General features: G+C 59.5%; 9 protein-coding genes. 5 read left to right on the forward strand and 4 right to left on the reverse strand.

The window, feature by feature from the left end; genetic code table 11:
- Positions 1-202: 202 nt before the first annotated feature.
- Positions 203-568, reverse strand: coding sequence for a response regulator (locus tag NE357_RS13885; RefSeq protein WP_169430348.1), 366 nt, complete (start codon positions 566-568; stop codon positions 203-205).
- A 266-nt stretch (positions 569-834) separates the two neighbouring features.
- Between NE357_RS13885 and NE357_RS13890 the strand changes: the two genes are divergently transcribed.
- The 5 genes from NE357_RS13890 to NE357_RS13910 are packed head-to-tail and all read left to right on the forward strand — an operon-like array spanning position 835 to position 7,379.
- Positions 835-4,326, forward strand: a complete 3,492-nt coding sequence (locus NE357_RS13890) for a response regulator (RefSeq protein ID WP_169430349.1) — start codon at positions 835-837, stop codon at positions 4,324-4,326.
- Complete coding sequence (locus NE357_RS13895) at positions 4,326-5,159, forward strand: CheR family methyltransferase (RefSeq protein WP_039768267.1); 834 nt, start codon at positions 4,326-4,328, stop codon at positions 5,157-5,159. The genes NE357_RS13890 and NE357_RS13895 overlap by 1 nt, the downstream gene beginning before the upstream one ends.
- Positions 5,156-5,749, forward strand: a complete 594-nt coding sequence (locus NE357_RS13900; RefSeq protein WP_169430350.1) for a chemotaxis protein CheB — start codon at positions 5,156-5,158, stop codon at positions 5,747-5,749. Before NE357_RS13895 ends, NE357_RS13900 begins: the two co-directional genes overlap by 4 nt.
- Positions 5,743-6,957: a hybrid sensor histidine kinase/response regulator gene (locus tag NE357_RS13905; protein ID WP_169430351.1), complete on the forward strand. Its 1,215-nt coding sequence runs from the start codon at positions 5,743-5,745 to the stop codon at positions 6,955-6,957. The genes NE357_RS13900 and NE357_RS13905 overlap by 7 nt, the downstream gene beginning before the upstream one ends.
- A gap of 44 nt (positions 6,958-7,001) precedes the next feature.
- Complete coding sequence (locus tag NE357_RS13910) at positions 7,002-7,379, forward strand: response regulator (protein WP_007954537.1); 378 nt, start codon at positions 7,002-7,004, stop codon at positions 7,377-7,379.
- A 13-nt stretch (positions 7,380-7,392) separates the two neighbouring features.
- Here NE357_RS13910 and NE357_RS13915 read toward each other — a convergent pair whose 3' ends face one another.
- The 3 genes from NE357_RS13915 to NE357_RS13925 form a co-directional block, all read right to left on the reverse strand.
- Positions 7,393-9,063 carry an ATP-binding protein gene (locus tag NE357_RS13915; RefSeq protein ID WP_169430352.1) on the reverse strand — a complete coding sequence of 557 codons (1,671 nt, stop codon included), beginning with the start codon at positions 9,061-9,063 and terminating at the stop codon, positions 7,393-7,395.
- Positions 9,060-10,562, reverse strand: coding sequence for an ATPase domain-containing protein (locus NE357_RS13920; RefSeq protein WP_169430353.1), 1,503 nt, complete (start codon positions 10,560-10,562; stop codon positions 9,060-9,062). Before NE357_RS13920 ends, NE357_RS13915 begins: the two co-directional genes overlap by 4 nt.
- 128 nt (positions 10,563-10,690) lie before the next feature.
- The gene (locus NE357_RS13925; RefSeq protein ID WP_169430354.1) at positions 10,691-11,746 is read right to left on the reverse strand and encodes a tetratricopeptide repeat protein; all 1,056 of its coding nucleotides are present in this window, start codon (positions 11,744-11,746) and stop codon (positions 10,691-10,693) included.
- Positions 11,747-11,842 lie beyond the last annotated feature (96 nt).

An 11,842-nucleotide genomic window follows, 5' to 3' on the forward strand; every position in this document is an offset into this window, starting at 1 on the left:
GTTATCCTTTAATTGTTTATTGGTAGTGACCTCGCTGTTTGTGCAAATGTTGGGGATGCAACAAATCTTCAACTACGGGGCGGCGTCAGAGTAAATGCGCGCTTTAGTTGGTGGATAGCTGCAGTTGGTTTCAAAGTTGGTCAGGGCAGGTTGCAAGTCTGCCCGAAGAGGGTGCCTGGAGTGCAAGTTCCCGGTTCAGCGTTCAGGATTGCCCAAGAACCGCTTTCACCTTGTCGCGCAATTGATCAATGGAAAACGGCTTGCCAATCACGTGCATGTCTGCCGGTACTTCAATAGTCTCGGCATAACCGCTGGCAAACAGAATCGGCAGTGCGGGGCGAATGTTGCGGGCTTCGGTGGCCAGTTGACGGCCATCCATATTCGGCAGGCCGACGTCGGTCATCATCAGGTCGATGTGCTGATTCACATCCTTGAGAATTGCCAGCGCCTGTTCGCTGCCATCCGCCTCCAGAACCTTGAATTCCAATTCCTCCAGCACGTCGACGATCAGCATGCGCACGATGGCGTCGTCTTCTACTACAAGGATGGTGGACACAGGGCTGGACATAATGGCGGCTCTCAAAAAATGGGGGGCAGGGGCGCCGGTCGATCAAAAATGCCGGGCTCTTGCATGAGTAAGTGGCGCATGGCCACAAGTTCCCGAATGAATACAAAAAAAGAGTAGGCGCAAACGGTTGGGCAAGGATAACCGCTGGCTTGGGATTCGGCGCAGGCAAATGTGGGAAAACGGTGCTATCTCTGTGAGAAAAATGGATCCATGCCGCCGTTTTGGGGCAAACTCCCTGTTTTTCAACAGTTCGACAAGGCTGCCACATGTCCTCTCCGTCTTCGGTTGATGAGCAACGGTTTCGCAAACTCCTGACCCGCAACGTCAGTTTGCCGTTGGGCGTCGGCGTCGTCAGTGCCGTGTTCTTTGTTTCACTGATTACTTATCTGTTGTCGGTGATCCAGTGGGTGGAGCACACCGACCGGGTGATCAATAACGCCAACGAAGCAGTAAAACTCACCGTGGACCTGGAAACGGGAATGCGCGGCTATCTGCTCAGCGGCGACGAGCATTTTCTCGATCCGTACGAAACGGCCAAGCCGCGCATCTCCGTGGCACTCAATACCTTGCTTGAACTGACTGCGGACAACCCGGCTCAAACCGACCGCCTGCGTCGTCTTCAGGCGCTGCAAACCGAGTGGGCGACGTATGCGCAATCGATGATCGATCTGCAACGCTCCAGCGGTGATTACAAGTCGGCAGTCAAAACGGGGAAGGGCAAGCGCCTGACCGACGAAATACGTAAACAGTTCGAAGATGTGATTGAAACCGAACAGTTGTTGCGGGCTTCACGTAACGAGGACGTGCGCCGCACCACGATCTGGAGCATCAGCCTTTACTTGCTGTTTGTGGCCGGCATCAGTGGCCTGCTGGCCTACGTCGGCCGGCGCGATCTGCTCAACCTGTCACAAAGCTACGGCGCGACCCTGGCGGCGCAAGAGGCCAGCGCCAAACGCCTGGAACAGCAAGCCTGGTTGCGCAACGGCCAGACCCAGCTTGCCGAGCAAGTGCTGGGGCAACTGACGGTCAATCTGCTGGGGCGCAACATTCTGCAGTTCTGTGCCCAGTACCTCGGCACCGCAGTGGCCGCGCTGTATGTGCGCGAAGAACATGGCGGCCTCAAACGCGTGGCAACTTACGGTTTTTCTCGCGAACAGGAACAACAGGATCAATTGATCTCCAGCAATGAAGGTCTTGTCGGGCAGGTCGCCCAGCAGGCTCGGCTGATTCGTCTCGACTCGGTACCGTCCGACTACTTCAAGGTCAGTTCCGGTCTGGGTGAAGGTCTGCCGCACAGTGTGCTGGTGGTGCCGACCAGTGATGACGAACGGGTCAACGGCGTGATCGAACTGGGTTTCCTGCGTCCGCTCACCGACCGTGATGTGGCGCTGCTGGAACTGATCGCCGGCAACATCGGCACGTCCATCGAAGCGGCGCGTTATCGCCAGCGTCTGCAGGAAGTGCTGGCCGAAACCCAGCAACTCAATGAAGAGTTGCAGGTGCAGCAGGAAGAGCTGAAAACCGCCAACGAAGAGCTGGAAGAACAGTCGCGGATTCTCAAGGAGTCCCAGGCGCATCTGGAAACCCAGCAAGTCGAGCTGGAACAGACCAACGAGCAACTGGCCGAACAGGCCCTGACCCTGGCCGAGCAGCGCGACGCCATGGATCAGAAGAACACCGAACTCAATCAGGCCCAGGTACAACTCGAAGAACGCGCCGAAGAATTGCAGCGCTCGAGCAAGTACAAGTCCGAGTTCCTGGCCAACATGTCTCACGAACTGCGCACGCCGCTGAACAGTTCGCTGATCCTGGCCAAGCTGCTGGCGGAAAACCCGCAGGACAACCTCACCGCTGAACAGGTCAAGTTCGCCGAGTCGATCTATTCTGCCGGCAACGACCTGCTCAACCTGATCAACGATATTCTCGACATTTCCAAGGTGGAGGCCGGCAAACTCGAAGTCTTGCCGGAGAACACCAGCGTGGCGCGCCTGGCCGACGGGTTGCGCAGCGTGTTCGAACCGCTGGCGGCGGACAAGAAACTGACGTTCACCGTCGAGTTGCAGCCCGATGCGCCGATCACCTTGTTCACCGACCGCCAGCGTCTGGAACAGGTGATCAAGAACCTGCTGTCCAACGCGGTGAAATTCACCGAGCAGGGCACCGTCAGCCTGACCATCGCCGGCCAGCCGGACGATCGCATCGCCTTCATCGTGCGCGACTCGGGGATCGGGATCGCGGCGGATCAGCAGGAAAGCATTTTCGAAGCCTTCCGCCAGGCCGACGGCACCACCAACCGCAAATACGGCGGCACTGGCCTGGGCCTGTCGATTTCCCGGGATCTGGCGACACTGCTGGGCGGTTCGATCAGCGTCAGCAGCGCACCGGGGCAGGGCAGTGCTTTCACCCTGGTGTTGCCGCAGCAATACCGCGAGCCGGGTGACATGCCGGTTGTGCCATTGACTTTAAGTCCGCCGGTCCCTGCTCCGGTCATCGCGCCGGTCGCAGCGGTTTCGCCTTTGGCGACCATCGACATCCCGCGCTTCAACGATGACCGCAACAAGGCGCCGTTCAATACCCGTTGCATTCTGGTGGTGGAAGATGAGCCGAATTTCGCCCACATCCTCTACGATCTGGCCCACGAACTGGGCTATCAGTGCCTGGTCGCCCACGGCGCCGATGAAGGCTATGACCTGGCGAGAGAGTTTGTGCCGGACGCGATCCTGCTGGACATGCGCCTGCCGGATCATTCGGGTCTGACCGTCCTGCAACGCCTGAAAGAACACGCCGAAACCCGACACATCCCGGTGCACGTCATTTCCGTGGAAGACCGCGTCGAAGCGGCGATGCACATGGGTGCCATTGGTTACGCGGTCAAACCGACCACCCGCGAAGAGCTCAAGGACGTGTTCGCCCGTCTCGAGGCCAAACTGACCCAGAAGGTCAAACGCGTGCTGTTGGTCGAGGACGACGATCTGCAACGGGAAAGTATCGCGCGGCTGATCGGCGACGACGACATCGAAATCACTGCCGTCGGCCTGGCGCAAGACGCGCTGGAGCTGCTGCGCACGACGATCTTCGATTGCATGGTCATCGACCTGAAGCTGCCGGACATGCTCGGCAACGACCTGCTCAAACGCATGTCCACCGAGGACATCTGTTCGTTCCCGCCAGTGATCGTATACACCGGACGTAATCTGACCCGCGATGAAGAGGCGGAGCTGCGCAAGTATTCGCGCTCGATCATCATCAAGGGCGCACGCTCGCCGGAACGTTTGCTGGATGAGGTCACACTCTTTCTGCACAAAGTCGAATCGCAGTTGTCCCATGAACGGCAGAAGATGCTCAAGACCGCCCGCAGCCGCGACAAGGTCTTCGAGGGACGTAAAGTGCTGCTGGTGGACGACGATGTGCGCAACATCTTCGCCCTGACCAGTGCCCTGGAAACCAAAGGTGCAGTCGTGGTGATCGGCCGAAACGGTCGCGAAGCGATTGAAAAACTGAATGAAGTCGAGGACATCGACCTGGTGCTGATGGACGTTATGATGCCGGAAATGGATGGTTTTGAAGCCACCATGGAAATCCGCAAGGATCCGCGCTGGCGCAAGCTGCCGATCATCGCGGTGACGGCCAAGGCCATGAAGGACGATCAGGAGCGCTGCCTGCAGGCGGGCGCCAATGATTACCTGGCCAAGCCCATTGACCTGGATCGCCTGTTCTCACTGATTCGCGTGTGGTTACCGAAGATGGAACGCATTTAGTGGAACGTAGTAATTCCGTTGAACGGAACAGTGAAATCGAACTGCGGTTGCTGATCGAGGCGATTTATCTCAAGTACAGCTACGACTTTCGCGATTACTCCGGCGCTTCGATCAAGCGCCGGGTGCAACATGCGCTGAGCCAGTTCGAATGCGCGACCATCTCGGCCTTGCAGGAGAAAGTCCTGCACGACCCGACGGCGTTCATGCAGTTGCTGCAATTGCTGACGATCCCGGTCAGCGAGATGTTCCGCGATCCGTCGCACTTCCTGGCGATCCGCCAGGAGGTGGTGCCGCTGCTCAAGACCTATCCGTCGATCAAGATCTGGATCGCCGGTTGCAGCACTGGCGAGGAGGTCTACTCGATGGCGATCCTGCTGCGCGAAGAGGGCCTGCTGGACCGCACGATCATCTACGCCACCGACATCAACCCGCGCTCGCTGGACAAAGCCAAGCAGGGGATCTTTTCGATGGAAAACGTGCGCGCCTACACCGCCAACTATCAGCAGGCCGGTGGTCAGCGCTCGTTCGCCGACTACTACACTGCTGCCTATGGCTACGCCATTTTCGACAAGAGCCTGTGCGAGAACGTGACCTTCGCCGATCACAGCCTGGCGACCGATAGTGTATTCTCCGAAACTCAGTTAATTTCATGTCGTAACGTGTTGATTTACTTCAATAAAAAACTTCAGGATCGAGCGTTCGGGTTATTTCATGAATCGTTGTGCCATCGTGGATTTCTGGTGCTGGGCAGCAAGGAAACCCTGGATTTTTCCGGGTATTCCAACCAGTTCGAACCGCTGGTGAAACAAGAACGGATCTACCGCAAATCATGAACAGTGCAGCGGACTTGCCTCGGATCGAGGCGATTGTGGTCGGGGCTTCCGCAGGTGGCGTCGAGGCCCTGCTGAGCATGCTTGGCTCGCTGCGCGCCGGGTTCGGGCTGCCGATCATCATCGTCCTGCATTTGCCGGAAGAGCGTCGCAGCCAGCTCGCCGAGGTCTTCGCCCGACGGCTGGCGCTGCCGGTCGCGGAAGCCATCGATAAACAGGACATCACCCCCGGCACCGTGTACTTCGCGACGCCGGGTTATCACCTGTCGGTGGAGCAGGATTTCAGTCTGTCGCTGAGCCTTGAAGACCGTTTGCATCATTCACGGCCTTCGATCGACTTCCTGTTCGAGTCCGCTGCCGACGCTTACGGGCCGTCGCTGGCCGCCGTGTTGCTGACCGGCGCCAACCACGATGGCGCGCGGGGACTGGCGCAAGTCAAACGCCTGGGCGGCCTGACCATCGTGCAGGACCCCGACGAGGCGCAGGTCGCCACCATGCCTCGTGCGGCGCTGAAGACGCATCAACCGGACTACATCCTTCCCATACACGGCATCGGCCGTCTGCTTGTCGAGCTGGAACGAATCGCATGCTGAGTAATATCCAGGCAAAACTGCTGATCGTCGACGATCTGCCCGAGAACCTTCTGGCCCTCGAAGCGCTGATCAAGCGCGAAGACCGCACCGTCTACAAGGCGCTGTCGGCGGACGAAGCGCTGTCGCTGCTGCTGCAACACGAATTCGCCATGGCCATTCTCGACGTGCAGATGCCCGGCATGAACGGCTTCGAGCTGGCCGAGCTGATGCGCGGCACCGAGAAGACCAAGAATATCCCGATCATTTTTGTCAGCGCCGCCGGCCGTGAACTCAACTACGCGTTCAAGGGTTATGAAAGCGGCGCGGTGGACTTCCTGCACAAGCCGCTGGATATCCACGCGGTGAAGAGCAAGGTCAACGTCTTCGTCGACCTGTACCGCCAGAGCAAGGCGATGAAACAACAGGTCGAAGCCCTGGAGCAGAGCCGTCGCGAGCAGGAAGCACTGTTACAGCAACTGCAAAGCACTCAGGGCGAACTGGAGCAGGCGGTGCGCATGCGCGACGATTTCATGTCGATCGTCGCCCACGAAGTGCGCACACCGCTCAACGGCCTTATCCTCGAAACTCAACTGCGCAAGATGCACCTAGCCCGGGACAATGCCGCCGCGTTTACCCTCGACAAGATGCACGCCATGGTCGACCGCGACGAGCGTCAGATCAAAAGCCTGATCCGGCTGATCGAGGACATGCTCGACGTCTCGCGGATCCGCACCGGCAAGCTGTCGATCCGACCGAGCCGCTTCGATCTCGCGCAACTGGTGGGCAATCTGCTGCAAAACTTTGCCCAGCAGATCGAAGCCGCCGAGACTGAGGTCAGTTTCACCGCTACCGAGCCGGTGGAAGGGCAGTGGGACGAGTTCCGCATCGAGCAGGTCGTGTCGAACCTGCTGACCAATGCATTGCGTTACGGCGGTAAAAGCCCGATCCAGGTACGGGTCTATCGCGAAGGCTATGAGGCCCGGGTCGAAGTTCAGGACCAGGGCATCGGCATCAGTGAAGAGAACCAGAAACGCATTTTTCAACAGTTCGAACGGGTTTCCGCCAAGACGGTGGTGGCCGGACTCGGGCTGGGTCTGTTCATTTCCGAGCAGATCGTCGCCGCCCATGGCGGCTCCATCGTCGTCGAAAGCAAGATCAACGAGGGCGCCCTGTTTCGCGTTTGTCTGCCGCTCCAGGAAAACGGCAAAACAAACGCAACCTCTGAGTGACCACACGGTCGTATCAGCAGCTATTGACCGAACAAAGGCTTCCCATGAGCGTAGATGCACAAGATGTAGTACTCGTCGTCGAGGACGAACCGGTGATCCTGATGGTGCTGACGGACTATCTGTCGGGGCAGGGCTATCGCGTATTGCAGGCCGAAAACGGCGAGCAGGCGTTCGAGATTCTGGCGAGCAAGCCGCATCTGGACATGTTGATTACTGATTTTCGCCTGCCTGGAGGAATTTCCGGCGTGCAGATCGCCGAGCCCGCCGTCAAGTTGCGCCCTGATCTGAAAGTGATCTTCATCAGCGGCTATCCGCAGGAAATCCGCGAGACCGGCAGCCCGATCACCCGCCGGGCACCGATCCTGGAAAAACCGTTCGACCTGGACGTGTTGCAGGAGAAGATTCAGGAGTTGCTGGCCTGAGGCGTCAACCGCCTCAGCTCTTGATCATCTCCCGCACCTTCGCCGTCAACAGATCGAAAGTGAACGGCTTGGTGATCATCTGCATGCCCGGATCAAGAAACCCGCCGCGTACCGCCGCGTGCTCGGCGTAACCGGTGATGAACAGGACTTTCAACTCTGGACGGTACTGTCGGCCGATTTCCGCCAGTTGCCGGCCATTCATGCCCGGCAGGCCGACATCACTGATCAGCAGATCAATGCGCTGCGCCGAATCCAGGATGGGCACCGCGCCGTCGGCGTCGCTGGCTTCGACAAATCCGTAACCCAGTTCACTCAATACCGCGCTGACCAGCACGCGCACGGCCGGGTCGTCTTCGACGATCAACACCGTTTCGCCTTCCACGGCATCCGGCGCCTGCTCCATGCCCACTGGAACGTGGGGCAGGGACTCACCCTGGAAGCGCGGCAGATAGAGTTTGACCGTAGTGCCTTTGTCGATTTCGCTATCGATCGAGACATGGCCACCGGATTGCTTGCTGAAGCCATAAATCATCGACAGGCCCAACCCGGTGCCCTGACCGATGGGTTTAGTGGTGAAAAACGGATCGAATGCGCGGCTGATCACGCTCTGCGGCATTCCGCAGCCGTTGTCGGTGACGCTCAACACGACATAGTCGCCGGGTGAAAGGTTGTTGTAGGTCGCGGTGAATTCGCGATCCAGCACCTGATTGCCTGTCTCGACCACCAGATGACCGCCGTCGGGCATGGCGTCGCGTGCGTTGATGACCAGATTGAGCAGGGCGCTTTCGAGTTGATTGGGGTCGGCTTCCGCCACCCACAATTGTTCGTGCAGGCGCATGTCCAGCTGGATGCTTTCGTTGAGGCTGCGCTGCAGAAGCTCGCCCATCGACTTCACCAGATCATTCATCTGCACGGCTTTGGAATCCAGCGACTGCCGCCGGGAAAACGCCAGCAGACGGTGGGTCAGGCCGGCCGCCCGGTTGGCGGAGGTCACGCCCAGATCGATCAGGCTGTCGAGATCTTCCAGGCGCCCGCGAGCCAGGCGTCGGCGCAACAACTCCAGGCTGCCGATGATGCCGGTCAGCATGTTATTGAAGTCGTGGGCGATACCGCCGGTAAGCTGGCCGACCGCTTCCATTTTCTGCGACTGGCGCAGGGCTTCTTCGTTATGCCGCAATTGCGCCGTGCGTTCTTCAACCTGTTGCTCAAGGGTTTCGAGGGTTGACTGCAGGCGCCGTTCGCTTTCGCTCAGATCAATCAGGCGGTCGCGGGCCTCGTACTGTCGTCGTCGCCCGCGCAGGGCGGCAGTAATCATGCTGACCAGCGTCGCCGGATGAAACGGGCGCTCGAGAAAGGTCACGTTGCCCAGCAAATCACTGAGCTGCGAAGACGGACCCTGTTCGGAGCCACCATGATGGGTCAGCAATACGATCGGCAGGTCGGACCAGGCAGGCTGTTGCTCAAGATACCGCAACAGGGTTTCCAGCTCCGGCCCGCGCAGGGCTTCGGCGGCGATCAACAGCAAACCCGCGCCGGGTTCCAGTTCGCTGCACAAGTTGGCCAGATCCGGGGTGATCAGGCCACCATACCCGGCCTCGTTGAGGATCATCAGCGCAATCTGGCTGTCACGACCCAGGGGCGCCAGAATCAGCGCCCGTTCCGACAGCGGCACGGTGACGGTCACAAGTTGTCTTCCTTGAGCAGCGGATTGCTCGCGCCGAAGTATGAGGGCACACCGCGCAGCACTCCCTGGAAAGCTTCCAGTGGTTCGCCGATGGTCATGCCCTGGGTAGAAATGCGGTATTCACGAATGGTCGATTCATGACTGCCGGTGCGTTTCTTGATGATCGAAATGGCCCGACGGACTTTGCCGAGGGCTTCGAAGTAGCGCAACAGGATCACCGTGTCGGCCAGGTACGTGATGTCCACCGGCGCCTGCATGTCGCCGACCAGCCCATGCTGGGCCACGGTCATGAAGGTCGCGGCGCCCTTGCGATTCAGGTACAGCAACAGCTCGTGCATGTGCAGGACCAGCGCGTTCTCTTCCGGCATGGCGGCCTGATAACCGTTGATGCTGTCGATCACCACCGTCTTGATGTCACCGTCATCGACGCAGCGACGCACCCGATGAGAGAACTCCCCGGGAGACAGTTCGGCGGCATCGACTTGTTCGATCAGCAGATTGCCGGTGGCTTGCAGGGCCTTGAGGTCGATGCCGATGTTTTTCATGCGCTCGAACAGCAGGCCCAGTTCTTCATCGAAAATGAACAGCGCGGCTTTTTCGCCACGAGTGACTGCCGCCGCGGCGAAAATCATCGAGATCAATGATTTGCCGGTACCCGCAGGGCCGAGGATCAGCGTGCTGGAACCGGTCTCGACTCCGCCCCCCAGCAGCGCGTCCATTTCCTTGATCCCGCTGCTCAGTTGCAGGCGCGGGTAATCGTTACGATGCTCCGCTGCGACCAGGCGCGGGAACACATGCACGCCATCGCCCATGATGGTGAAGTCGTGAAAGCCGCCGCGATATTTCTGGCCTCGATATTTGACCACCCTGACACGCCGGCGTTCGGCGCCGTAGTTGGGGGTCAGTTCTTCGAGGCGGATCACGCCGTGGGCCACGCTGTGGACGGTCTTGTCGAGGGACTCGGTGGTCAGGTCGTCCAGCAGCAGTACCGTTGCGTCATAGCGCACGAAATAGTGCTTGATCGCCAGGATCTGTCGACGATAACGCAAGGAGCTTTGTGCCAGCAGGCGAATCTCGGAGAGGCTGTCGAGCACCACCCGGGTCGGTTTGAAGCGCTCGACCACTTCAAAAATCTGTCGGGTGGCTTCGCCCAGTTCAAGATCCGAGGAATACAGCAGGCTCTGCTGATGTTCGGCATTGAGCAGGCTTTCCGGCGGAGTCAGTTCGAAAATGTGAATGTTCTCGTCCAGTTCCCAGCCGTGGGACAGCGCGCCCTGGCGCAACTCCCGCTCGGTTTCCGACAGCGTGATGTACAACGAGCGTTCCCCGGCGCGCGCGCCGGCGAGAAGAAAATGCAATGCGACCGTGGTTTTACCGGTACCGGGCTCGCCCTCCAGCAGAAAGACATGACTGCGAGACAAGCCACCGGCCAGGATATCGTCCAGCCCTTCGATGCCGGTGGCGGCTTTGGCACTGATCAACGCGTTCGATGTAGACAAAAAATGCCCTCTCATGACTAGGGGAAACGCGGCAGCTGGCGGTGTACGCCATCAAGGGCTGCCTGTTCACTTGACCCCGGGCCGGGATGGCGGTTCCGAATTTCTTGCCGGCAACCTTCTGGAGGCGTTCAAAGACCCTGCTGCAAGGCCGGGTCGTCCGGGTTCATCTGTTCGAGCTGGGCCAGCAGAATCTGCACGTTCTGCAACTGACCGCTTTCCTTCCAGTAATTGATCAGCAGCACCCGGGCCTTGCGATTGGCGGGGTGGCGCTGAACGATTTCCTGCAATTGTTTCTGCGCCGCTTCAAGTTCCTCGGCGGTGTGCAGTGTGGTGGCGAGGTCGTAGCGATAGTCCTTGTTATCAGGCTCCAGCTCCACCGCCTTGGACAGACCGAGCAGCGCAAACTCGCGTTGATCGTGATGCAGCAGCCACAGACCCAATGCATGTTGCAGATAGGCGGAGTCAGGCTGGGCCTTCAGCTGTCTGGCCAATAGCTGGCGGGCGGCATCGCTCTGGCCCTGGCGGTCGAGCACTTCAATCTGCATCACCAGCGCCGGCAGGTTGCCGGGGTCCAGGCGCAGGGTCTGATCGAGATCTTCCTGCGCCTGTTTGAGCTCGGCATTGTGCAGGTGCAGACGCGCCAGCTGGACGAAGTTGTCGGCGCTTTCCGGCTGGCTTTGCAGGGCCTGTTCCCAACTGTCGATACCTTGCTGCAACGGCGCGAAATACAGGCCCAGTTGATCCGGCGACAAGCCGAGCAAGGCGTTGATCGCGGCAAATCGTACGGTTTGATCTTCATCGTCGAGCAACGGGCCCAGCAGAAGGCTGCGTTGCCCACCCGGTACCAGGCCGGTCACACTCCTGATCGCCGCCATGCGAACTTCGGGGGACGTGTTCTGCAGATCGGCATCTGCCAGCTTCAAGGCTTGAGGGCTTGGGTAGTTGGGTAGTTCGGCATGCAGCCAGACGCGGCGCCTGACCGACAGGTCGGGGCGCCCCAGTTGCTGATACAGCAGGCGTGCGGCGCCCGGTTGCCCGGCACGGGCGGCGGAAAGCGCTTCGCTGTAACCGTGCCTGATCGCCTCCGGCACCACCGGAGCGGTGTTGCGCAGGGAGAGCCACGCAACCACGAGGATGACCACGAGGCCAAGACTGATGAGCAAGTAGCGGCGGGACTGAGGCATGCAGGTATCCGAAACTTTCTATTGACGCAGAGGGGGCAAGCTTCGGTCAGCCGACGCCGTGAGTCAAACACTGAGCCTGATATGGCCCACCACGGA

This window comes from Pseudomonas sp. G7(2022) (genome assembly GCF_052660475.1).

Bases quoted from the DNA above. Each gene is read 5' to 3' on its own strand.
- NE357_RS13900 (WP_169430350.1), top strand. From the start codon at position 5,156: ATGAACAGTGCAGCGGACTTGCCTCGGATCGAGGCGATTGTGGTCGGG.
- NE357_RS13905 (WP_169430351.1), top strand. From the start codon at position 5,743: ATGCTGAGTAATATCCAGGCAAAACTGCTGATCGTCGACGATCTGCCC.
- NE357_RS13885 (WP_169430348.1), bottom strand. From the start codon at position 568: ATGTCCAGCCCTGTGTCCACCATCCTTGTAGTAGAAGACGACGCCATC.
- NE357_RS13910 (WP_007954537.1), top strand. From the start codon at position 7,002: ATGAGCGTAGATGCACAAGATGTAGTACTCGTCGTCGAGGACGAACCG.
- NE357_RS13890 (WP_169430349.1), top strand. From the start codon at position 835: ATGTCCTCTCCGTCTTCGGTTGATGAGCAACGGTTTCGCAAACTCCTG.
- NE357_RS13925 (WP_169430354.1), bottom strand. From the start codon at position 11,746: ATGCCTCAGTCCCGCCGCTACTTGCTCATCAGTCTTGGCCTCGTGGTC.